The organism is Sphingobacterium psychroaquaticum (genome assembly GCF_900177625.1).
In the GTDB taxonomy this organism is placed as follows: domain Bacteria; phylum Bacteroidota; class Bacteroidia; order Sphingobacteriales; family Sphingobacteriaceae; genus Sphingobacterium; species Sphingobacterium psychroaquaticum.
The window spans coordinates 1-24,173 of record NZ_FXAU01000005.1; the positions used below are offsets into that span (position 1 = coordinate 1).

Annotated in this window: 24 protein-coding genes; 12 read left to right on the forward strand and 12 right to left on the reverse strand. The window is 39.3% G+C overall.

Annotated features, from left to right (window positions below):
* The first annotated feature begins 1,272 nt into the window (after positions 1–1,272).
* The 3 genes from B9Y69_RS12905 to B9Y69_RS12915 all read left to right on the forward strand — a co-directional run bounded on the left by B9Y69_RS12905 (position 1,273) and on the right by B9Y69_RS12915 (position 4,116).
* Complete coding sequence (locus tag B9Y69_RS12905) at positions 1,273–1,635, forward strand: BlaI/MecI/CopY family transcriptional regulator (protein ID WP_317042143.1); 363 nt, start codon at positions 1,273–1,275, stop codon at positions 1,633–1,635.
* Between the two features lie 3 nt (positions 1,636–1,638).
* Positions 1,639–3,396, forward strand: a complete 1,758-nt coding sequence (locus B9Y69_RS12910) for a M56 family metallopeptidase (protein WP_085473398.1) — start codon at positions 1,639–1,641, stop codon at positions 3,394–3,396.
* Positions 3,397–3,513: 117 nt separating this feature from the next.
* Entirely contained in the window at positions 3,514–4,116 is a 603-nt protein-coding gene (locus B9Y69_RS12915; protein ID WP_085473399.1) for a trimeric intracellular cation channel family protein, read from the forward strand.
* 21 nt (positions 4,117–4,137) lie between these two features.
* On the opposite strand, the gene def is transcribed toward B9Y69_RS12915, so the two are convergent.
* Positions 4,138–4,725, reverse strand: coding sequence for a peptide deformylase (gene def, locus B9Y69_RS12920; protein WP_085473400.1), 588 nt, complete (start codon positions 4,723–4,725; stop codon positions 4,138–4,140).
* Between the two features lie 146 nt (positions 4,726–4,871).
* On the opposite strand from def, the gene B9Y69_RS12925 reads away from it, so the two are divergent.
* From B9Y69_RS12925 to miaA, 3 genes are all read left to right on the forward strand, one after another.
* Positions 4,872–5,627, forward strand: coding sequence for a hypothetical protein (locus B9Y69_RS12925; RefSeq protein WP_085473401.1), 756 nt, complete (start codon positions 4,872–4,874; stop codon positions 5,625–5,627).
* Positions 5,628–5,689: 62 nt separating this feature from the next.
* A complete protein-coding gene (locus B9Y69_RS12930) occupies positions 5,690–6,862 on the forward strand; it encodes a Gfo/Idh/MocA family protein (protein ID WP_085473402.1) in 1,173 nt (390 codons plus the stop codon).
* Entirely contained in the window at positions 6,859–7,827 is a 969-nt protein-coding gene (gene miaA, locus B9Y69_RS12935) for a tRNA (adenosine(37)-N6)-dimethylallyltransferase MiaA (protein WP_085473403.1), read from the forward strand. Before B9Y69_RS12930 ends, miaA begins: the two co-directional genes overlap by 4 nt.
* Positions 7,828–7,849: 22 nt before the next feature.
* Here the strand turns inward: miaA and B9Y69_RS12940 are convergent, their stop codons facing one another.
* The 10 genes from B9Y69_RS12940 to dnaN all read right to left on the reverse strand — a co-directional run bounded on the left by B9Y69_RS12940 (position 7,850) and on the right by dnaN (position 16,776).
* Positions 7,850–9,403, reverse strand: coding sequence for an Rne/Rng family ribonuclease (locus B9Y69_RS12940; RefSeq protein ID WP_085473404.1), 1,554 nt, complete (start codon positions 9,401–9,403; stop codon positions 7,850–7,852).
* Positions 9,404–9,681: 278 nt separating this feature from the next.
* Positions 9,682–10,518 (reverse strand): tetratricopeptide repeat protein, encoded by an 837-nt coding sequence (locus B9Y69_RS12945; protein WP_085473405.1) that lies wholly within the window; start codon positions 10,516–10,518, stop codon positions 9,682–9,684.
* 12 nt (positions 10,519–10,530) lie between these two features.
* Positions 10,531–10,815, reverse strand: a complete 285-nt coding sequence (locus tag B9Y69_RS12950) for an HU family DNA-binding protein (protein ID WP_085473406.1) — start codon at positions 10,813–10,815, stop codon at positions 10,531–10,533.
* A gap of 227 nt (positions 10,816–11,042) precedes the next feature.
* Positions 11,043–12,104, reverse strand: coding sequence for an aminotransferase class I/II-fold pyridoxal phosphate-dependent enzyme (locus B9Y69_RS12955; RefSeq protein ID WP_234991237.1), 1,062 nt, complete (start codon positions 12,102–12,104; stop codon positions 11,043–11,045).
* A gap of 63 nt (positions 12,105–12,167) precedes the next feature.
* Entirely contained in the window at positions 12,168–12,746 is a 579-nt protein-coding gene (gene nadD / locus B9Y69_RS12960; protein ID WP_085473408.1) for a nicotinate (nicotinamide) nucleotide adenylyltransferase, read from the reverse strand.
* The gene (gmk, locus tag B9Y69_RS12965) at positions 12,746–13,315 is read right to left on the reverse strand and encodes a guanylate kinase (protein WP_085473409.1); all 570 of its coding nucleotides are present in this window, start codon (positions 13,313–13,315) and stop codon (positions 12,746–12,748) included. Before gmk ends, nadD begins: the two co-directional genes overlap by 1 nt.
* A 3-nt stretch (positions 13,316–13,318) precedes the next feature.
* The gene (locus B9Y69_RS12970) at positions 13,319–14,194 is read right to left on the reverse strand and encodes a YicC/YloC family endoribonuclease (RefSeq protein ID WP_085473410.1); all 876 of its coding nucleotides are present in this window, start codon (positions 14,192–14,194) and stop codon (positions 13,319–13,321) included.
* A gap of 65 nt (positions 14,195–14,259) precedes the next feature.
* Positions 14,260–14,847: a CAP domain-containing protein gene (locus tag B9Y69_RS12975; RefSeq protein WP_085473411.1), complete on the reverse strand. Its 588-nt coding sequence runs from the start codon at positions 14,845–14,847 to the stop codon at positions 14,260–14,262.
* A 133-nt stretch (positions 14,848–14,980) separates the two neighbouring features.
* Positions 14,981–15,643, reverse strand: coding sequence for a DedA family protein (locus B9Y69_RS12980; protein ID WP_085473412.1), 663 nt, complete (start codon positions 15,641–15,643; stop codon positions 14,981–14,983).
* Between the two features lie 11 nt (positions 15,644–15,654).
* Positions 15,655–16,776, reverse strand: a complete 1,122-nt coding sequence (gene dnaN / locus B9Y69_RS12985) for a DNA polymerase III subunit beta (RefSeq protein WP_085473413.1) — start codon at positions 16,774–16,776, stop codon at positions 15,655–15,657.
* 120 nt (positions 16,777–16,896) lie between these two features.
* Here dnaN and B9Y69_RS12990 point away from each other — a divergent pair, with 120 nt between their 5' ends.
* From B9Y69_RS12990 to B9Y69_RS13015, 6 genes are all read left to right on the forward strand, one after another.
* Positions 16,897–18,039 carry a DNA polymerase III subunit gene (locus tag B9Y69_RS12990; RefSeq protein ID WP_085473414.1) on the forward strand — a complete coding sequence of 381 codons (1,143 nt, stop codon included), beginning with the start codon at positions 16,897–16,899 and terminating at the stop codon, positions 18,037–18,039.
* 10 nt (positions 18,040–18,049) lie between these two features.
* Complete coding sequence (locus B9Y69_RS12995) at positions 18,050–19,423, forward strand: PSP1 domain-containing protein (protein WP_200811808.1); 1,374 nt, start codon at positions 18,050–18,052, stop codon at positions 19,421–19,423.
* 24 nt (positions 19,424–19,447) lie between these two features.
* The gene (locus B9Y69_RS13000; RefSeq protein WP_085473416.1) at positions 19,448–19,915 is read left to right on the forward strand and encodes a gliding motility lipoprotein GldH; all 468 of its coding nucleotides are present in this window, start codon (positions 19,448–19,450) and stop codon (positions 19,913–19,915) included.
* A 5-nt stretch (positions 19,916–19,920) separates the two neighbouring features.
* Complete coding sequence (lpxK, locus tag B9Y69_RS13005; protein ID WP_085473698.1) at positions 19,921–20,952, forward strand: tetraacyldisaccharide 4'-kinase; 1,032 nt, start codon at positions 19,921–19,923, stop codon at positions 20,950–20,952.
* A 108-nt stretch (positions 20,953–21,060) separates the two neighbouring features.
* Positions 21,061–21,447, forward strand: a complete 387-nt coding sequence (locus tag B9Y69_RS13010) for a hypothetical protein (RefSeq protein ID WP_085473417.1) — start codon at positions 21,061–21,063, stop codon at positions 21,445–21,447.
* 318 nt (positions 21,448–21,765) lie between these two features.
* Positions 21,766–22,170 carry a hypothetical protein gene (locus B9Y69_RS13015; RefSeq protein WP_085473418.1) on the forward strand — a complete coding sequence of 135 codons (405 nt, stop codon included), beginning with the start codon at positions 21,766–21,768 and terminating at the stop codon, positions 22,168–22,170.
* A 419-nt stretch (positions 22,171–22,589) separates the two neighbouring features.
* Here B9Y69_RS13015 and dnaA read toward each other — a convergent pair whose 3' ends face one another.
* Complete coding sequence (dnaA, locus tag B9Y69_RS13020; protein ID WP_085473419.1) at positions 22,590–24,017, reverse strand: chromosomal replication initiator protein DnaA; 1,428 nt, start codon at positions 24,015–24,017, stop codon at positions 22,590–22,592.
* Positions 24,018–24,173: the final 156 nt, after the last annotated feature.

A 24,173-nucleotide genomic window follows, 5' to 3' on the forward strand; every position in this document is an offset into this window, starting at 1 on the left:
CGCCGCCGCGTCGCGCTTTGGCTTCTATATCTTGCCTTTTCAGGCTTGACCTATCTTGTTTGTGTTCCTTGTTTTCGGCTTACCGGAGTCGGTAAGTTTCGGTTGGGATACCCTTCCTATCGGTTGGGACTGCAAAGGTAGAAAAGCTTTTTGGATTACCAAAATAAAAATGATTTTTATTTTGACCTTCCCGCTTTCCAAAAATTCGGTAAAAACATGTTTAACTCACATGCTGACCTCGTTTTTGACCTCTATTTCAATCGTTCCTCCCTTGCGGAGTGGTGCAAAGGTAGAAAACTTTACCTATTCCTTCCAAGACTTTGTTGGGTCTTTTTTTGGGATGCAGCATAATACGCTGTAAACGTGGCGGATATTTTTGTAGTTAGTGGTTCGTAGATTATGGTTTGTAGAAAGTAGTTCGTAGAGTATGGTTCGTAGATCGTAGTTTATGATTGTAGAAAGGGGCATGGGGATATAGGGGGACGTTTATGGATAATAGTTTTAAAGGAAGAGAGAATTCAGAAAAGAGTAAGGACAAAAGGTTGAAGAAATATTAAAAGGATCCTAACAAGGGTTGTCGCGTTGTGCCTCCGCACTGTGACGACGCGGCACTCCTTGGCGTCTTTGCGAACCTGAGGCACGAAGCTGTGGCAATCTTATTCGTAGCAAGCCTAGTCTTTATGCATGATTAATAGATCTAGATATTTCTTATTGATATAGTACTTAGATCCCTCCTAGCGTCGGGATGACGATCACTTGTTATGCGCGCGTTACAAACCTGCTTATCACAGACTGCCTCATGGCAATGACACACCTCGCTAGTTCGAGCCTGCCTACCGGAGGAGCTTGTAGCTCGGCCTTTTGATTGGGACACGAGCTACAAGCTCGCGCCAGCGAATTCGAAAACTCACCCTACAATCTATAAAACGACCAATCCCTATCAACTACCAACTATAATCTCTCTTCTATAAACTACCAATCACAAATTAATCCCTATCAACTACCAACTCTAATCTCCCTCCCCTACCAACTACCAACCACGAACGGATCTCAATCAACGAACAACTATAAACCATCAACAACAAACTCTCCTCTATAAATTACCAATCACAAACTAATCCTTACCAACTACTATCTAAACGCATTCTATCAATGAACCATTCTCTACTCCTTTTTAGAATATCTAAGATGAAATAAAGAAAAAAAGTTAAAAAAATTTTGATATTACGAAAAGCTTCGTAGATTTGAATACGAAAACATTCGTAGATGAATATGAAACCAACAGATAGTGAAATGGAAATCCTACAGGTTCTTTGGAAAAAGGGGCAGTGTAGTGTTAGAGAAGTATATGAGTGCCTGGATAGCAAAGCCGTTGGTTATACCACGATTTTAAAGCTTATGCAGATAATGCTAGACAAAAAAATGGTGGACCGGGATACTAGCGCCAAAACACATATATATAAAGCGCTTATAAACGAAGAACAAACGCAGCATAATTTTTTGGACAAAATGATCGACACCGTATATAATGGATCAACATCTAGATTAGTGATGCAAGCATTAGGAAATAATCGAACAAGCAAAGAGGAGCTAAATGCAATCAAACAGTATTTAGAGAACCTTGAAAATTCGTAAGCTATGGAACAGCTCTTAAACAATTTCACGACGGCCATCGGGTGGTCAATCTTACACTCGCTCTGGCAGGGGGCGGCACTTTATACGATCTTACGTATAACCTTCATGATGACCCCTAACCTATCCGCACGACACAAGTATAATGCTTCATTTCTTGGTCAGGTTATTCTTTTAGGGTTGTTCATAAGCACCTTTTTGTACTACATCAATATCCCGGCCTTATTCATGAAAAAGGAGGATTTAGAAACCTACATCGCTCTTGCTCCATACCTTACAGATAGCCAAAATGTCCGACACACTTTTGAGATCTTGTTTCCTTGGTTTACCTCTTTGTATATAATCGGACTGTTGATCCAGTTAGTTGTTTTTTCGAACGGCTATTCCAGGATGACCTATCTTCGTCGTAAAGGTTTATCGGACACGCCTATCGCTTGGACCATCGCCTTTGAAAAAATCAAAAGTTCGCTTTCTATCCAGAAAGATGTTGGTTTATTTCTCTCTACTAAAATATCTGTTCCACTCACGATCGGGCATTTTAAGCCTATTGTCCTTTTTCCTTTTGCGTTAGCAAATCAAATGGACCTACAACAAGTAGAAGCAATTTTATTACACGAACTGGCACATATTAAAAGAAATGACTACTTATACAACCTGGTAAATGTCGTTATCGAAACCCTTTTGTTTTTCAACCCCTTCGTATGGTTGTTAACGAAACATATACAAACAGAGCGTGAACATGCTTGTGATGATGTTGTTGTTACACACATCTCCTCTCCTATCACGTATGCGCAAGCACTTTTTTCGCTAGAAACGTTAAAAGAACCAATTGCTGCCTCTTATGCTATGGCGGCAACGGGTAAACAGCAACAACATTTATTACACCGTATTAAACGCATTACAAAAATGGAAAAGAAATATACCAATATTAGACAACATCTCGTTGCTCTAGGACTCAGCACCTTAGCTTTCACAACAATCGCTTGGATTGCCCCGGAGAAAAATCCACATACGGATTTATTGAAAGAATGTTGCAATGATAGTACTACCGTAAAAGCGAATGATACTATTCTGTCCGCAGATACCACGACAAATACAACTCGTACGGAGGTTTTCGTGCAAGACACAACTAAAGAAAAAATCAGAAAAAACGACAGCCTTCATATTATCTCGCCCGAACTAGCGGAACGTCTAAATAAACTGACCGATAGCCAGGCACAGAAAATCGAAGCCTACTATAACTCACCCGAGTGGAAAGCAAAAATAACCAAGATAGAAGAAAAAGCACGTGACGCCGAGGCTCGGGGAAGAGAAATTGAAGCGTACTACAACTCTCCGGAATGGAAAGCGAAAATAGCTAAAATAGAAGAAAAAGCACGTGATGCCGAAGCTCGGGGAAAAGAAATTGAAGCATACTACAATTCTCCGGAATGGAAAGCGAAAATAGCCAAAATAGAAGAAAACGCAACGCGTCACGCTGAAGCGGCAGCTAAACACATTTCATTCTACTACAGCAGTCCGGAATGGAAAAGCAAAGTTACCAAGATAGAAGAAAATGCGGTGCGCCAAGCCGAAGCAGCCGCAAAAAAAATAGAAATTTACTATAATTCTCCGGAATGGGAGGCGAAAATAAATGACATTACTGCAAAGAGTATTACAATCGCTACAGATGTGCTAGAATCTTTGGATCTTAAGAACTTTAACATCAATATGGACGGCCTTCCTGTTCCTCCAAAAAAGAAAGATCGCACCAACGAAAAATAACATTAACTAAGATAAAAACAGCATTCAGTAATTCCATGCTATATGCCTGTTTAATTAGAGGGTATCAATACTGATACTCTCTTTTTTTTGTAATATTGTAATGTAGCAACTATACATATGGATATAATCTACTCGATCGACTTATTGGGAACTATGGTATTTGCCATATCTGGAGCGATGGCTGCCAACCGAAAGGGTATTGATGTATTTGGGGCAACTTTCACGGGCTTTGTCACGGCCATTGGGGGTGGTTCCCTACGCGATGTCTTTTTAAACCTACGGCCGATTTGGGTCGATGATGGAAATTATCTTATTGCTATTCTAATTGGTGTTTTTATATCTATTGTTGCGAACAAAAGACTCGATCGTTTAGCACGAACGCTCACATTCTTTGATGCCATCGGTATCGGCTTTTTTTGTATCGTGGGTGTTCAAAAATCCTTATTACACGACAGTTCGGTTCCTGCCGCAGTGATTTTGGGCATGTTCTCTTCTGTAATGGGCGGTGTAATTCGGGACACCTTAATGAATGAGACACCGTTAATATTTCGTAAGGAAATTTATGCTACCGCCTGTCTCTCTGGCGCGATCTTATATGTAGCGTTAGGGTCACTGAATGTAGACCCTGGTGTAAACACATTCCTTTCCGCTTCTGTAATATTTATCATCCGTATACTCGCGGTAAAATATAAGTTTTCACTGCCGGTTGTTGGTGGTTAACAAAAAAGGGAAGTAATCTACTTACCTCCCTTTTTTCTGATTTGGAAACCTCATCTTATATCCCACCCGAACCATTCCTTTAGATATAGAGTCGAGCTTTCCCTTTAGCATAGCTTTCTTCAAAGGACCAAGTTTATCCGTAAACAACTTTCCATCAATATGATCGTATTCGTGTTGTACAATACGCGCGGCCAATCCTGACAAAGATATTTCTTGTTCTTCAAAATTCTCATCCAGATAGTTGATTACGACATTCGATGGGCGCATCACTTCTTCTGAGATATCAGGTATACTCAAACATCCTTCACTGAATCCCCATTTCTCGCCACTTTCTTCTACGATGATCGGATTAATAAACACCTTCTTAAAATCCTTTAATGTAGCATCTCCTTCACCATCCTCATCATCCTCTGCAAAGGGAGAACCATCGATAACAAACAAACGAATCGACAAACCAATCTGCGGTGCAGCTAAACCAACACCATGGGCGCCATACATCGTTTCAAACATATCATCAATCAATTGCTTTAAATTCGGATAATCCTCTTCTATCTCTTCTGCTTTCTTTCTTAAAACAGGATCTCCATACGCTACAATAGGTAACTTCATACGCTTACAATATTATTAAGTATTCTTTCATTTAGACTCTATTAAACAAGAAAAGTTAATCCTTTCTACGTCCTAAATGATGAATTTCCGTGCAAAGGTATTAATAAAAATTTATACCTATTTAGAATGTACTAACTTTGTGGTGGATGGATGAACAAAATCATAACACAGCATTTTCGCAACAACTCGCTCTGCTTCTCGATACGATATTCGTGACACATCAAACCCTGGCGTTTACCATTTTAACCTCAGAAGATTTAGATGTTAGTATCGTGATCTACAGTCCTGCTGCAAAAAATCGTTTAAAAACAGTAACGAGTGCTCGGGTTATCCACCTTGATGAGGAGTATTTAAGGAAAAACGAAGAAAAAGTCCTTCAGCGTATCGCCTCGCTGTACAGTAAGGGACAAACTATTTATGCCCGAGAAACTGTTATTGCCCGGGTGGATAAGCGCATAAGTATGCAGTTTTTAGAAGAGCACCATCTTAACACTGCCTTTCCTGGAAAATATAGATACGGTCTTTTTTACCGCGGAGATCTCGTTTCCCTTGCTGTTTTTAGTGGTGGCCGTAAAATGAAGGATAAACCGACTAACTACCGTTCTTTTGAGCTTATCCGGTTTTGTCACAAATCGGGACTTCGTGTGGTTGGTGGGTTATCGCGATTAATTCGTGCCTTTGCAAAAGATTTTACGCCTGGAGATATTATGACCTATGTGGACAACGACTGGTCCCAAGACTCCAGTTTAAAGACCATCGGCTTTCTTCCTACAGGAACTCTTCCTCCACAGGCATTACACTTTCAGAATATACCCCAGCAAACCGCCACATCTACTTTGCCCATAAAAGGAGAATACAGTAAATACAATAGTGGTAGTACCAAGCTGGTATTAACATTATGAAAATCGGGAACGGTTCCGTATATTTAACCATCAAAAAAAAACCTTAAACTTAACAGATTAACATGAAGCGAAAATTAAGGATGGGCATGGTCGGTGGAGGCAAGGATGCCTTTATTGGTGCCGTACATCGTATTGCTGCCTTTATGGATGGCAAAATAGAATTAGTTTGTGGGGCTTTCAGTATCGATCCCCAAATATCAAAAGAATCGGGCGAAGAACTTTTTGTAGACCCAAGTCGTGTTTACGAATCGTATGGACAAATGATTGAAAAAGAGTCGCAACTTCCAGAAGGAGAGCGTATGGATTTTTTGACCATCGTAACACCTAATTTTTTACATTTTGCTCCTGCAAAAATGGCTTTAGAAAACGGCTTTGACGTTGTCATTGAAAAGCCGATGACGGTAAGCCTTGATGAAGCAAAGGAGCTAAAAGAAATCGTTGAGAAGACTGGACGTACACTGTGCTTGACACACACTTACTCGGGCTATCCGATGATCAAGCAGGCGAAAGCTATGATTAAAGCCGGTCATTTCGGTAAAATCAGAAAAATTGTCGTGGAATATCCGCAAGGGTGGTTAAGTCGTTTATCAGAACGTGAAGGCAATGCTGGAGCAGCATGGCGTGCCGACCCGAAAAAATCAGGATTGTCGTTGGTTATGGGTGATATTGGTACACATGCGGCACACCTAGCAGAATATGTATCGGGACTACGAATTACGGAACTATGTGCTGACCTAACTACTTTTGTCGAGGGACGTCAACTAGATGACGACGGTTCTGTTTTACTTCGTTTTGAGCAAGGTGCTAAAGGGGTGTTAATGGCCTCACAGATTTCCGCCGGAGAGGAAAATGCAGTTCGCATCCGCATCTATGGTGAAGAGGGAGGATTGGAGTGGGCCAATGAAGATCCGAACAATTTGATCATCAAAATGCTCGACCAACCGCGCCAGATATACCGTACTGGAAATGCATATGCTGCACCATTTACATTAAGCTCATTTGCGACGCACAATACACGAGTTCCTGCAGGACATCCTGAAGGTTTACTTGAATCATTTGCCAATATCTATCGCAATTTCGCAGCAACGGTAAGCGCTAAAAAAGAAGGTCGTGTACCTACGCCAGAGCAACTAGACTTCCCTTCTGTCGATGATGGTGTCCGCGGTATGGCATTTGTTCAAAATGTAGTACAGAGTAATGAAAGCAATGAAAAATGGACTAAATTTGTGTTGTGATAACAACGTCAAATAACATATTACCAAATCGGGCGGAGGTTGATCTTCCGCCCGATTTGTTATTAACAATATTGGGGCCTACAGCATCCGGCAAAACAAAACTAGCCGTTGCCCTTGCCGAACATCTCGCCGGGGAGATCATCAGTGTAGACTCTAGGCAAGTGTATAAACAAATGGATATTGGTACGGGTAAGGATCTCCGCGAGTACGGATCCATTCCCTATCACCTTATCGATATCTTAAACCCTGGTGAAAAATACAATGTTTGGCAATTTACGACCGATTTTGAAGGGGCATACACCGACATCATCTCTCGAAAGAAGCAAGTGATTGCCTGTGGTGGCACCGGAATGTATTTTCATGCTCTTTTTCAATCACAACCTTATATTGATGTTCCGATAGATCTTGTTTTACGTGAAACGCTACTAAAACAATCGAAAGAAGAGCTTATAGATTTGCTTCATAACTTTACTATTCCTTCTGATTATACAATTGACAAAAGCTCGCACAAAAGACTAATTCGTGCTATAGAAATTCTTTCCTGGTTGCATCAAAAGCCGGAACCTCTGCAAAAGAGCACAACGCCTCCCTATCCATACCTCGTTTTTGGACTGAATCCAGCATTAGAAAAACGAAGAGAAAATATCTCGATTCGGCTTTCACAGCGCATAGAACAAGGCCTCCTTGATGAAATAGAATCGCTCCTTGAACAAGGCGTCACGCATACAGATCTACAATATTATGGATTAGAGTATAAATACGGTTCATTATTCCTTGCTGGTGAAATCGACGAGATTTATTTTAAAACGAAATTAGAAACAGAAATACATCGTTATGCTAAGAGGCAAATGACATTCTTCCGAAAGATGGAAAAAGATGGTGTCCATATCCATTGGCTGGACAGTATCGACACGAGTGATCAAGTCGCTGAAATTCTTCAACACATAAAATCAAAAAAGGGATAGCCGTCGCTATCCCTTTTCAATTTTATAACTTAATTTCTTCCTCTTTGCTATTAAAGAATCGAAATTGTGTGAGGTAATACGAGGAGACAGTTTTAATCTTAATCCATTTCCCATATTTGAAAAACCATTTAAGTCTTCTCGAGATCAATCCCGACTTAATGTAAGCCGCGATATATGGATGTACACAAAGCGTTACATCTTTTTCATTTTGCTCTTGAAGAATAAAGCTCAAATTGTTTTCAATATCATCTAGCAAAACAATGCTGGATCGTATTTCGCCAGTTCCTTCACATGCGGGACATTTTTCACTTGTCACCACACTCATCTCTGGTCTTACGCGTTGTCTGGTTATCTGTACCAATCCAAATTTACTTGGTGGCAATATGGTATGTTTTGCGCGATCATTCGCCATACATTCCTTTAGATAACCATAAAGCTCTTTCCGATTGGCCGGTTTGTGCATATCGATAAAATCGATTACAACAATACCTCCCATATCACGCAGGCGCAATTGCCTTGCGATTTCTTTTGCTGCTTCTTTGTTTACCAGAAGCGCATTTTCCTCTTGGTTTTCTTTACTAGCAATTCGGTTTCCGCTGTTCACATCCACTACATGGAGTGCTTCGGTATGCTCAATCACAAGATAAGCACCACCTTGCAAATTCACCGTCTTGCCGAAAGACGCCTTAATTTGTTTTTCAATGCCGAAGTGATCAAAAATAGGCTCTTTGTGTTTATAGAGCTTTACAATTTTTTCCAAATCGGGAGAAATTTCCTGTACGTAAGATTTTACTTCTTCATACAAGGCATTATCATTGACATGTATATGCGTGAACTCGTCCGTCAAAATATCGCGTAAAATGGTAGAAGCTCTATCCATTTCGCCCAATACTTTTTGAGGCGGTTCAGCAGTCCTAAGGCGTTTGGTAAACAGTTCCCATTTCGAGATTAAGTCTAGCAAGTCTTTTTGTAATTCTTCGACTCCCTTTCCTTCGGATACCGTACGTATAATCACACCAAAGTTTGCAGGTTTAATACTTTCTACAATCTTCTTGAGGCGTGTACGTTCAGCATTGCCTTTAATTCTCTTGGATATGGAAACCGTACTTGAAAACGGCACCAATACAACAAATCTACCTGCAATAGACAAATCCGAACTTAATCGGGGTCCTTTGGTAGAAATGGGCTCTTTGGCAATTTGTACCGGTAAAAGCAAATTACGGCTTAAGATGTCCGAAATTTTTCCTGCTTTATCAATGTCCTTTTCAAGCTTTAAACTACTGAGCAGCATCTCCTGATAGCTGCCATTCTTTACTATTCGCGTGAGCTTGAGTAATGACTGAACCTGAGGTCCTAAATCCAAATAATGTAAGAACGCATCTTTTTCGTATCCAACGTCTACGAAAGCGGCATTCAGGCCTGGCATAATCTTTTTGATTCTACCCAGATAAATATCACCTACGGCAAAATTATTATCGGCCTGTTCCCTGTTCAGCTCAACAAGCTGTTTGTCCTGTAGTAAAGCAATAGTCACTCCTTTTTCGGGAGTTGAATCGATAATTAGTTCCTTTACCAACAGCTACACATTTAAGATTTGTAAAGCAATTACAAACCTGATACAACATAAAAACTCGTTAATGAAAAAATACAATCTATGATTCTACCGTAGTAAAACCATAGATTGTATGTAGTCTTTAGTGGCTAAAGCCTAAAAGACAAACAAGCTTATTTCTTCTTGTGTCTATTTTTTCTTAAACGTTTTTTACGCTTGTGCGTAGCCATTTTATGTCTTTTTCTTTTTTTTCCGCTTGGCATAGCTTTAATGTTTTTAAATGATTATAAAAAATAAGTTAATTACTTGCTTAGTTCTTCTACACGTCTGTCGATGAACTGTGAAAGCGTCGGGTCAGATGCCAATTCCTTACTTTTCTGAAAAGCAGCAATTGCTTCATTCTTTAACCCCATGTTTTCGTATCCTGTCGCTAAATAAAAATATGATTCAGCATCAGGCTTCAATTCGACAACTGTTTTAAAACGGTCAACAGCTTTATCGAATTGACGAGACTGTAAAGAAAACAATCCCAGTGTTTTGTTTGCCTGAATATTTTTAGGGTCCTTTGCTACAACTTCTCTCAAGATCGCGATTCCCGACATCGGGTTGTTTGTTCCTGTTACCATTGCTGCCCCTAAACCTGTCTTTGCATCCAAGTTGTTTTCGTCTAGCGCTGTAGCCTTTTCATACGATTGAATAGCCAATCGATTCAATTCCTTTGCCATCGCTGTATCCTGCAAATTTGTGTATGCAGAGCGAAAGGCGTCGCCAGACTTCAACCAATATTCAAATTTAGGAGAAATTTTTGCCATTTCCTCATAAATAAATCCCTGAGGAGCATATTTAGCTAAATCATCCCATTTTTGGGCTAATTGCCCTAACAAAGAAATCTTTTCCTCACCATCCGCCTTAGCAACCTTTTCTTCTAAAGCATTGATCTCCTGCGTCAAACCGGCATCTACGCCTTGTTTGGAAACATCAGAAACGCTCTTAAAGTTATAGGTAGACGAAGCTTCCGCGGTTGCTGAAGTCGCGCTTTCTTTATTTTCATTTACCAAGCCTTTGATAGGCCGTGCCAATAATACACCCATAAGAGCCACCACTAACACTACAACGACAATTTGCTTGGTATTTAACATAGTTTTTTAGTTTTATTTGTTCCCTTGTTTTACTTTCTCAACAAAAACTTTTGCTGGTTTGAAGCTTGGTACAAAGTGCGCCGGGATAATTATAGCTGTGTTTTTTGAAATGTTACGAGCTGTTTTCTCTGCTCTTTTCTTAACCACGAAGCTACCAAAACCTCTAACGTACACATTCTCGCCGCTAATCATTGCATTTTTTACAACTTTGAAAAATGCCTCAACTGTTTCTTGAACATCTACCTTCTCTAAGCCTGTTTTGTTAGAGATCTCCGCAATAATTTCTGCTTTAGTCATATCTATTTTTACTGTAATTATTTATTTCTCAACCCTTAACGCATGTGTTGTTTGGGGATGCAAAAGTATCTTTTTTTTATGATGTTTAAAAATTTATTTATGTTTTTTTACCAAAGATGACCAAAGCGAAACTTTTCTGTATCAACATCTTATCCAAGAATAACCAAATGTGTGCTTATGACACTCGCTCGATGTAATTAACTAGATAACTAATTCTCAACATTTTACTAGACGGATAACAAGGCGGTCTTCAGCACATTCATATCATTTTCCGTGTGATGTGCAGCCACTACAATTCGATTCAGCGGTTGATCCGTGGGTAATGGATATGGGAAACTTGAGATCAAAATTTCCTTTGCCAACAGCTTCTCAAATGCCCCTAGCTTGTTTACGGTAAACACAGGAAAACGATCAATATGGTTAATGCCTTCACCCACGTTCTCTTGCATATATGTAACGTTCTTTTGCATCTTTTCGACCTGTGCTTTATATATAGCTTCACCATAAACCAAGGCGTACATTGCTGCTGGGCTCGCCGGCGATGCTCCCATAAAAAACGGAGATTGCTTAAAAAATGAAGCCATCTCCTTCGATGAAAGCAAAATTCCAGCATCTGTTCCCATTCCCTTCGCTAAGGACGCCACCACAATCAATTCTACCGGCATATTTTCTTGTATATCTCGTATATCAACAAAACAACGATTCGCCTCTCGCACGCCGATTCCATGTGAATCATCTAATAAAAGGTATACCTTATTTCTGGAGTCTATTTCCCGAAAAGCAGAAAAATCATATTGTGTTGGCCGCAAATTATCCATGCTATTCGCTATGACAACAAAACTATTCGCTGAAGAACGATTGATATAAGATACCGTATCCTGCGCCCAGTCCTCAAAAGTCTTCTCCTCTGTCGTCGTTGCGCCATTCAACCATAAAGCGGGATGCGTTCCTGGTGCATAAATCATTTCACCTTTAGCCTGCAATTGCCGAACAGCTAGTTGAGCGGCGAGATACCCACTCGATAGTAACGTTGCCTCTTCGAAACCAAATCGTGCAGCCATATTAGCTTCCGCTTCCGCATAAATACCTAATTGTATATTATTACTGCGTGAGGTACCGTTATTCAAACCATACCGATCAATCCCTTCCTTATATATATCAATATAATTGGGTTCTACCAACAAGCTTAAATAAGCTGTTCCCCCAAAAAACAAATATGGCCGATCATTATGGTGTATAAACCGTCCTGTGGGTTGATTCAGCTGTTGTAACGGATTCATGATTTTCATAGCTAAACCCCAAATCTAGCTGAAATAATGGTTTTTACAAAAAAGGGAATTCTTTTCGAGCAATTACTGATATAACCCTTTTTTATCAATAAACTCGATAACCTTGTCCGGCGTAAAGAAATGAATATTTTTTCCTTCTTTAACCGATTGACGAATAAAGGTGGATGACAGCTCCATTAATGGCGTTTCTGTCATAATAATCGATGGATGCTCTTTTAGTATGCCACCATCGTATCCTGGTCTCGGATACACATATATCGGATAATCTCGCAAGATGACTTCGTAATTTTTCCATTTGGGAAGCCCCGCAAGATTATCTTCTCCCATAATAAGAGAAAATGATTTATTCGGGTATTTTTCCGCTAGGTGTATCAGCGTATCGATCGTATACGAAGGTTGAGGTAAGGAAAATTCAATATTGGAGCTGCGCAGCGATTCACTTTCATGAATCGCTAAATTAACCATCTCCAATCGGTCATACATATTGCCCAAGCTCTTTTTCTCCTTAAATGGATTTTGAGGAGATACCACAAACCACACCTCGTCCAATGTTGTATAATTGGCCATGTAGTTTGCAATAATAAGATGACCAATATGTATTGGGTTAAAGGACCCAAAAAAAAGACCGACTTTATTTGCCATTATTTTTCTAAAAATGTCAAAACCATTTCCTCTGCTTCAGCACAGGCCACTTCTAGTTCAAAATTATTGAGGACTACATCAAACTTATCCGCGTAGCTGAGTTCTAGTTCAGCTTTTGCAAAGCGTTCCTGCAGCTTCTCTTCGGAATCTGTACCTCGACCTCGTAAGCGTTCTTTCAACACGTCAAATGATGGTGGATTAACGAAAATCGCCAACGCCTCTTCTGGGAATTTAGACTTCAAGCGTAACCCGCCTACCACATCGATATCAAAGATAACCGATTTGCCCATTGCCCAAATGCGTTCTACCTCTTTACGCAAAGTACCATAGAATGTTCCCGCGTAAACCTCCTCAAACTCAATAAACTCTTGTTTTGCAATCTTGTGTAAGAAATCTTCCTTCGACACAAAATAATAATCCTTTCCATCAACCTCGCCTGTCCGTGGTTCCCGGGTGCTCGCCGAAATAGAAAAGGCCAATTTATCACTGTGCTTTTCTAACAAGCGTTTAACAATAGTCGTTTTTCCTGCGCCAGATGGGGCAGAGAATATAATTAGTTTACCACCCATTAGCTATAAAACGTTTAACAGTTGTTCTTTGATTTTCTCGAGCTCCTCTTTCATCCGTACAACAATCTGTTGTATTCCGGCATCATTCGCTTTTGAACCCAACGTATTAATTTCACGCCCCATCTCCTGCGAGATAAAACCTAATTTCTTTCCGTTAGAATCTGAAGCGCTCAATGCTTTGATAAAATAATTACAATGACTGCGTAAGCGAACTTTTTCTTCCGTTACATCTAGCTTATCAATATAATAGATAATCTCCTGTTCGAATCGATTCATATCCACATTTTCTTTTCCTACAGCTTCATCCAAATAGTGAGATAGTCTTTCACGAATCAACGGTATCCGACTTCCTTCCACACTCTCCACCTCAGTAAGATAAGTCATAATCATATTTACACGACCTTCGACATCGTTTTTTAAGATGTCGCCTTCATCTTCTCTAAACTTATTGAACTTCGCAATTGCAGCATAGAAGGCATCCATTAAAACACGTCCTTCTTCCTCATCCACGGTATCATCTTTTGCTGTTACCACTTCAGGCATATCTAATGCCAAGGCAAATAAAGAAGCATCCGTATCCCCCAATTGTGTTGCTATTTCCTGTAATTGTTTATAATATTTACCAAGAAGTTCCGCATTGATTGTGGAGGCCTTAGCAGTCTGATCAGCATACTCAACCGTAACCATCATATTCACTTTGCCTCGTTCAATCAGCTTACCAGCCTCCGAACGTAGCGCCAATTCTTTATCCGACACAGCTTTGGGAAGCCGTAAACTAAGTTCGAGAAATTTAGAGTTCAGGGATTTTAATTCAACGGTATATTTTACTTTCCCATTTTCCTGAGAACCAATACCATACCCTGTCATTGATTTTATCATATGCAAAGGTAGAAAATTTACAAAAGTAAAACTCGAAATTTAATAAAAACCTTTCATAAAGTGTCTTACCAGTCGTGTTTAGCAATAATTACACATAAATAGCTTTTATAAGGATTGCCTTTTTCCAGCTGTACAAAACCAATTCCAATATCATACAGCGAGCCGTTCCACTTATCCATACCCAATACATGCTTACGATGCATAAAACCAGGCGAGCCTTTACCAATAATAAATGCTTTAATTCCATCTACTGCCGAAGCATGATTTGCCGCTATAGATTCAAAATTATTCGTTGAAATTTTCTTTAACCAATCACCATTTAATGTATATCCGTATTTATTTATATAATAGTTAGGACCAATTCCCTCTGGTGTTACATGGTCAAAATACCCTCTATTAGCCATATCATAGGCCCGAAATTCTGCTGTTTCCGCCAATTGTTCGTTCCAGTTCAATTTCAGTTTGGAAACCTGTTTAGTGTCAAAGCGAACACCCAAACTTTTCATAAATTTAGCCGGGTTCTCCCGAACGCTTTTTAAATATTCAAAGGCAGCCTGTGCTTCGGCCTTATTTACATGAATACCCTTACGTTGCGCCACGCATGTAAGGGGAAGAATAAAAAAAAGAAAAATATAGAGCGGTCGTATCATCATGCTTTAAAAATGGACGTCATGTAAAGATTTTGCATATTTTTCAATAACACAAATTGAACCAAAAAAGAAAAAGGAGAAACCTTTTATCATGGGTTTCTCCTCTAATTTTATATAACACGCTATCGTTTAAAATCTAAGCGTTTTCTTTTTTACTTTTTAGCTTTTCCTTTACGACCTCGAAAACAATCGGCAAAACGGAAATAACGATAATCAATAGGACGACTTTAGAGAAATTGTCTCTTATTAAAGGAATATTTCCCAAGAAATACCCTGCGAATGTAATACCTACGACCCAAAGGAAAGCTCCCACGACATTATAGGTTAAAAAAGTGCCGTAATGCATTTTACCTATTCCACCTACAAAAGGAGCTAACGTTCTTACAATCGGCACAAAACGCGCAATAACAATTGTTTTACTCCCATATTTCTCATAAAAAGCGTGTGTCTTTTCGATCTGCTCCGGTTTAACCACCTGCTTACCAAAAATTTTGAATCGGGTTATCCCCATTCCAAATCGTTTTCCGATAGAATAGTTGAGTGAGTCTCCCGTAATTGCAGCTATAAGCAATAGAAAAACCATTAACCATATATTCAAATCATTCGGTTGCGCCGCAAGCATCCCTGCAGCAAAAAGCAATGAATCACCCGGTAAGAAAGGCATAACCACCACACCTGTTTCTACGAAAATGATCAGAAAAAGAATAAGGTATGTCCACGTCTGATAGTTATTTACTATTTCTACCAAATGCTTATCAATATGCAAAACAAAATCAATAAGGCTATATATCCACTCCAAAACGCGGGCTCTTAAATATTATTTAACATAACAGGCATCACCAACATCAAAACATCCTCGTTTTCTTCCTTAATTGCCGGAATTAAAAGGCCTGCTCTATTTGGTGTACTCATTTCAATCACAACCTCCGAAGAATCTAAATTATTCAGCATCTCTACCAAAAACTTAGCGTTAAATCCAATCTCCATATCCTGACCTTCAAACTGACAACTCAACCGTTCGTGTGCTTCGTTAGAGAAGTCCAGATCTTCCGCCGAAATATGTAATTCACTTCCAGAAATCTTCAACCGCACTTGGTGTGTTGTTTTGTTTGCGAAGATTACCACGCGACGAAGTGTATTTAAAAAAAGAAGTCTATCAACCGTCAATTTATTCGGGTTAACTTGCGGAATAACGGCTTCATAATCGGGATAACGCTCATCGATCAAACGACAGATTAAATGAATATTTCCAAACTTGAAAAAAGCATTTGTGTTGTTGTACTCGATGGAAACGCTGCTATCATCTGATGGCAAGGACGACTTCAACAAGTTAAGCGCTTTTTTAGGTAGGATCAAAGACGTTGGTTTATCCGATCCAATATCCGTTCTGCGGTATCTTACCAATTTATGGGCATCGGTTGCTACAAACGTAACCGACTGTTCTGCCAACTGAACCAATACACCTGACATCGCTGGTCTTAGCTCGTCGTTACTAACGGCAAAAATCGTCTTATTGATTGCTTCCGATAATACAGATGTGCCTATACTAACGGTCGACCCATTATCTACCACCGGTATCTTCGGGAAATCGTCTGCATTTTCGCCACTTAATTTGTATTTACCATCTCCGGCACTAATTTCTATTGCTAAGGTTTTGGTATCAACCGAGAAAGCAACGGGTTGATCAGGAAGAGTTTTTAGTGTCTCGATTAAAATTTTCGAAGGCATGGCCACTCGTCCTTCTTCTTTCGCTTCAATTTGTAAGGAGGTTACCATACTCGTCTGAAGGTCTGTTGCCGAGATGGTCAACAAATTATCTTTGATCTCGAATAAGAAATTCTCTAGAATCGGGAGTACAGTACTGCTGCTTGAAGCGCCGCTAATTGCCTGTAATTGTTTTAATAAAATTGACGTGGATACAATAAATCTCATTTCCTGAATTTTATAGATTTTTATATGCAATATTACAGAAAAGAATCTACATTTTATAAACTGGAGGGCTGTTAATTCTTATCACAACTCAATTAATTCGTATGTTTGTACAAATTAACTATGCACTTTAAAGAAATAATAGGCCATCAACAGGTCAAGGATCATCTTCTACAAACCGTTCAGGATAACCGCGTAAGCCATGCACAGCTTTTCTTGGGTCCGGAGGGGTCGGGAAGCCTCGCCCTTGCCTTAGCCTATGCGCAATATATCAACTGTGAGAATCCTTCGCCAACAGACAGTTGCGGACAGTGTAGCGCTTGCTTAAAGTACCAAAAACTTATCCATCCGGATCTTCATTTTTCTTATCCTTTCTTTGCTAGTGGCGAGAAAGATGTGGCAACAGTTTATGTTGAAGAATGGCGTAAAGCATTTCTGGAAAACCCCTATCTAGGCCTTACAAACTGGCGAAACCAATTAGACGCCGGTAATAAACAAGCAAATATAAATATCGCTGAAGCGCATGACATCATCAAAAAACTAAGCCTCAAATCTTTCGAGGCGGAATACAAAGTTTTGATTATGTGGCTTCCCGAATATCTTGATGTACAAGGAAACGCTTTACTAAAGCTTATCGAAGAACCACCAGCCAAAACACTTTTTTTATTAGTGGCGGAAAATCAGGATAAAATACTCAATACCATTATATCGCGCACACAATTGGTTAAGATCTTTAAACTGGGGCATCAGGATGTCAAAAGCTTCCTCATCGCAGATAAAGGCCTTTCCGAAGAGCGTGCACATGAAATTGCCTTCATCGCAGACGGCAATATTCAAACGGCTATAGATTTACTTGAAGAAGACACGAATCCATACTTCAATTTATTGATTAATTGGCTCCGTTTCGTTGTTACAGATGCGGGCTTACAACTGATTAAAACCAGTGAAGAAGACCTCTCAAAATTAGGCCGTGAAAATCAAAAAAATTTCCTAATTTATGCCATCAATATGTTGCGCCAAATTGTGCTCTTACAACAAGGGCTTCACGATTTGGTCCTCATACAGGGACAAGAATTAGACTTTGTCAAGAAGTTTAGTGACAATTTTCAGCTGGAGCAGCTGGAGGCAGCCATCGAACTCTTGGAAAAGACACATTATAAAGTAGAACGCAACGCTAATCCTAAAATATTATTTTTAGATTTATCTTTGCAATTAGTATTAATATTTAAGTACAAAACGATCCCGCAAGGGACTCAATATATATAACGAAAAAAATATGGGATGTGGCAGTTGCTCGTCCGGAGGAGGTTGTGGTAGCAATACCGTAGGAACAACACCTGCAGGATGCCAGAATAATGGCTCATGCATGACCAGCGGATGTAATAAATTAGATGTATACGATTGGCTTTCCGATATGGATTTGCCTTCAAATTATAAACCATTCAACATTGTAGAGATTCGCTTCAAAGGCTCTCGTAAAGATTTTTATATCAATACAGACAACCTATACTTGGAGATGGGCGAAATGGTGGCTGTTGAACCTTCTACAGGAGGGTATGACATTGGCCACGTATCGCTTACCGGAGAGTTGGTTCGCTTACAACTGAAGAAAAATAATGTAGACCCGGAGAGTGTTCTCAAGAAAGTTTATCGCAAAGCAAGCGAGTCTGATGTTGTCAAATTTAATGCAGCAAAAGATTTAGAATGGGAAACGATGCACCGTGCCAGGAATTTGGCTTTGGAGCTCGGTTTATCCATGAAGATATCGGATGTCGATTATCAAGGTGATAAAACAAAGGCGACTTTCTACTATACTGCTGAAGGGCGTGTAGATTTTCGGGAGTTGATCAAACGGATGGCCGAAGCATTCCGGATTCGTATTGAAATGCGACAGATCGGGATGCGCCAAGAAGCGAGCCGCTTGGGCGGTATTGGTTCATGCGGGCGCGAACTTTGTTGTTCCACGTGGCTGACCGACTTTAAGACGGTTTCTACTTCCGCTGCACGTTATCAAAACTTATCGCTCAATACACTTAAATTAGCTGGACAATGTGGTAAGCTCAAATGTTGTCTCAACTTCGAGTTGGATAGCTATATGGATGCATTGAAAAATATACCAAACAATGTGGATCGTATCGAGACCGAGAGCGGTGTCGCGTATCTACAGAAAACGGATATTTTCAAAAAAATCATGTGGTATTCGTTTCCTGGTGCCGAAAATTGGATTCCTTTGGAAGTAACGACAGTTAAGGAATATTCCGAGATGAATAGAAACGGCAAAAAGCCGGCCCAGCTGTTCACGACCATCGAGATCGAAGAAGTACAAAAGCCTATTTCACACGATTACGAAAATGTGGTAGGACAGGATTCTTTGACCCGCCTAGACGATAAAAACAAGAAGAAGAAACGTAAGAAATCGACAAAAGGACGTAAGGATACTCCTGCCGGAGCAACTGAAAATAAAAAACCGGCACCGGTAAAAGCAGAAACAACTAAGAGCGAAAAAGCTCCTGTAAATACGGGTGGTGCTCCTGTTGCGAAAAATACAGAAGAAAAACAAAACGGCGAAAACAAACCGAAAAAACGCTTCAATCGCAATAAGAATAAAAATAAAGGAAAATCTACGGACAATAATGGTCCCAAAAGTTAGGACATAAAACAAAGCAATTTCCGTATGAGAAAGATCGTATTTACAGCATTTTCTTTTCTTCTACTTTTCGCTACCGCGTGTGAGCAGCAGAACTTTTATGAAGTAAATAAACCCATTCTTAACCGTTCGTGGGCATACAATAGTATGCCCACCTTCGATGTTAAGATTGATGACAACAAAGCCCATTATGATGTTTACATCCATGTGCGTCATACGGGCGATTATAATTACTCCAACCTATTCTTTCTTCTCCATGAGAAAGGTCCAAAAGTACAGGATACCGCCTATCGGTATGAAGTAAAATTTGCGGAACTTGATGGCCGTTGGATGGGTAAGAATGCAGGAAGCCTATATAGTAACGAAGTCTTGGTCAAAAAAGATTTTACCTTCCCGGATACCGGTCTATACCATTTTTCCGTGGAACAGAACATGCGGGAAAATCCATTAAAACATATTGCTGACATAGGTATTAAGCTTATTAAAAAGCCCTAATGCTTATGAAGATCCTACGCTGGTTCTTACTCCCTATTACCCTCTTATATACCGTAATCATTTGGTTCAGAAATCGCTTATATGACTATGGTATACTCAAAAGTACAAGCTACAATCTTCCAGTAATCGTTATTGGCAACCTTGCCGTTGGAGGTACAGGAAAAAGCCCCATGACAGAATATGTTCTTCGTCTCGTAAAGGACAAATATCGTGTTGCTGTCCTCAGTCGCGGCTATGGCCGTCGGACCAAAGGTTTTTACTATGTCGAATCTACATCTGATGCGCGTGATGTTGGGGATGAACCGTTACAAATTAAACGTAAGTTTCCAGATAATACCGTTGCTGTCTCAGAAAATCGATGTATAGGTGTTGAAAAACTAAAGGATAAACATGATGCCATACTTTTAGACGATGCCTTCCAACATCGTAAATTAACCCCAAGCTTCTCCATTCTTCTTTTCGATTATCAATCGCTGCAGGAACCTATTTTAAGCCTTCCTACAGGTAATTTCAGGGATCTCTTACAGGAAAGTCGACGAGCAGACGTTATCGTCGTCACAAAAAGCCCAGAGGTCATACATAGTGAGGAAAGATTTGCTATCGAAACCCGTTTCTTAAAATATACAAAAGCACCTGTTTTTTTCTCACGGATAGCTTATCAATCCATCATCGACAAAAACCAGCAGTTCTTTGATACAAGTCTATTACAAGATACGGCTGTTCTCCTATTAACCGGAATAGCCAACCCTATACCTTTATATGCGTATCTGAAACCACGTTGTCTACAAATGGAGCATATCTCCTTTCCAGATCACCACGCCTTTACGGATACGGATATTAATCGTGTTGTTCGTACTTTTAATAACATCCTGAATTCGAAGAAAATCATATTGACAACAGAGAAAGATATGCAACGACTACCACAGTCCTTCGTCCTCGCATATCCTATTTATTATATCCCCATTACACAAGAAATTGCTTTTAACCAAAGCGATGTATTTAATACGCTTATCCTCCGATCTTTCGTAACAGACTGAAGTGTTAATTAGTATAAATTGATGTTAATATACACTAAATAACACAATGACTATGAAATACTTACGTTTATATAACATAGATTTGTATAAACATAAATAGTATTGATTATGAGAAATTTCAAAATCTTAGCTACGATCTTATTCCTAGGGATTAGCATCAGCTATGCGCAACAAAGACCTGCTGGAGGAATGCGTGATATAACGCCTGCCACGCGCGCCAAGAACACCGTAGAAAGGTTACACAAAGAATTAAACCTGAGTCAGAGCCAGCAAGACTCTATCTACAATTACACATTACGACAAGCCGAACAACAAAAAAATCGATTTGATCGTTCTAAAGAAAATAAAGATCGCGAAGCAATGCGAAAAGAAATGCAGGCTTATCGTGCAGAACATGAAGCGAAAATCAAATCGTTTCTTACTAACGAACAGAAAGAAAAGTATGATAAGCTAGAGAAACCAGGGGAACGTCGTCGTCCAGAAGCTCGCCAGTAAGATCTTTATTGAGCTTATAAAAAAGTAAACACGCTATAGGGAGGTCCTGTCTAACACACAGGACCTCCCTTTCTTGTATCAAGTCTCTTCTAATTGTATCAATAGGCTAAAAAACAGAATAAATAAACAATACAATATTAACAACCTTAAAATCAGTTATTTAACAATAAAAACAAACAGATTTATAGAAAATCATTCTGTTAAGGAATGTTAAAATGTAACATACTTGATACAATAAAAACAATAAACTGATCTATTTCAGAGTTATTAGTGTAAAGAATTTATTACAAAAAGGTTTAACATTTAAAATTCAAAGTCATGAAAAAATTATTTTTAACAGGAATCAGTTTATTATTTGCCGCTACTTTAACATTTGCACAAGAAGTAAAACCTGAAGAAAAAGCAAAACAGGAAACCGTTACGTTGACTGAAAAATTAACATTGACCGAAGATCAACAAAAAACCGTGTTTGATTTGGTACTCCAAGGCGAAACAGCAAAAGCAACATTACGTGCTGATGCAACCCTTTCTCCTGAAGCTTGTGTAGAAGCTTTAACTAAAGTACAAGCTAATGTAGATACACAAGTAGCAGAGAAGCTTTCTGACGAACAAAGAGAGATCTTTGCAAAGATTGTATCTGAAAGACCAAAAGAAGAGGCTCCAGCAGCTCCAGCACAAACTGAAGAACAGGAACAACAACAAGAAGAATCTTCTACATTGTAAATTTGATAAAAATATCATCTACCCGTAGGAACATTTAGTAAGTAAAATCGGCGGAATCAGCATTTGATTCCGCCTTTTTTATGCCTTAGGTTTTCTATGTTAATTCAACCCGGCCTGCGGTAGGCAAGCTTGAAGCTCGTACCTTTTACCTTCCTACGAAAGGACACGAGCCAAAGGCTCGCGCCAGCAAGGAAATCAAGAGGGGCCTCCACGTTAGTTCGAGCTTCAAGCTCGGACTTATCACTATTTACTATCTAAGAGCACACGAGCCGAAGGCTCGCGCGAGCAGGAAGGCAACAGGCAACTAGTGTGACTTTGTTCAAAAGGAAACGAAGAAGATCCTGAATAGCAATAAAAAAGAGCGAAATCAATATGATTTCGCTCTTTACACATTCAAAAATTTAAGCAACAGCTGTTGCTTAAGAAGTCTTAAGTTTCTTTTGTATATCCTGTACGTAGGTTTTAAATTTTTTATCTGTCTCTATTAAGTCTTCTACTGTTTGACACGCATAGATAACTGTGGAGTGATCCCTTCCGCCAAAGAAGTTCCCAATAGATTTTAAAGACGATTTCGTGTGGTTCTTTGCAAGATACATGGATATCTGACGTGCTTGAACGATTTCTCTTTTGCGCACCTTAGATTTAACCATCTCGACAGGAACTTCAAAATATTCACAAACCAATTTCTGTATATATTCCATCGATATCTCTTTGTGTGTATTTTTCACAAAGTTCTTCAGCATGGACTTAGCCAGGTTCAAATCAATATCCTTCTTGTTCAAGGTCGATTGTGCCAATAAAGACACCATTGCCCCCTCTAATTCACGAACGCTATTGTCGATTTGTGTCGCCACATACTCCACCACATTTTCGGGTAGTTCAATACCATCAGAATACATCTTCTTTTTAAGGATAGCCATTCTTGTTTCCAAATCTGGTGCTTGGATATCTGCCGATAAGCCCCATTTAAAACGACTAAGAAGGCGTTCTTCCAATCCTGATAAATCTTTAGGCGCTTTATCCGATGTTAAGATAATTTGTTTTCCAGACTGATGCAGGTGGTTAAAAATATGGAAAAAGATATCCTGTGTCTTTTCTTTTCCAGCGAAGTTGTGCACGTCGTCCATTATGATCACATCCATCGCTTGATAGAAGTTCACAAAATCATTAATGGTGTTGTTCTTCAAAGAATCTACAAACTGCTGACAGAATTTCTCACAAGAAACATAGATCACCAACTTATCCGATAGATTCTTTTTAATTTCATTACCTATTGCCTGCGCAAGGTGTGTCTTTCCCAATCCTACATCACCATAAATCATCAACGGGTTGAACGATGTCCCTCCGGGCTTATTTGCTACAGCAAAACCTGCAGATCGCGCTAACCTGTTACATTCTCCTTCAATAAAGTTTTCAAATGTATAATGATGGTTCAACTGTGGATCTACTTGCAACTTCTTCAACCCAGGAATCACAAATGGATTCTTGATATTTTTATTTAATGCTACAGGTACAGGGATCGACTGTTTTTTTCCTTCTGCACCATTTCCGTTAGATGGAATATTAGTAGTATATGGTGTATTTGCTGATGATTTATCGACAATGATATTATACTCTAAACGCCCTTGTTCACCTAAAAATTTCTTTATCGTTTTACGTAATATTCCAACATAATGTTCTTCAAGCCATTCGTAAAAGAAAACTGAAGGTACCTGAATAGTTAAAACGCTTCCATTAAGACCGACTGCTTTTACTGGCTCAAACCAGGTCTTGAAACTCTGCGCCGGTATATTGTCTTTGATTATCTGCAGACAGCTATTCCAAACACTTGTACACGTTTTTTCCATTCCTAAATTGTTAATAACTTGAAAACCAATATTCGACAAAAAAATTGTTTATAACTTTCTCTCAAGACGAAGATGACAAAAAATTCCGAGTTAAAAAACTAAAAAAACAAAAAAAACAAACAATACTATAAGTCAATTACTTAAGTGATTTTTTCG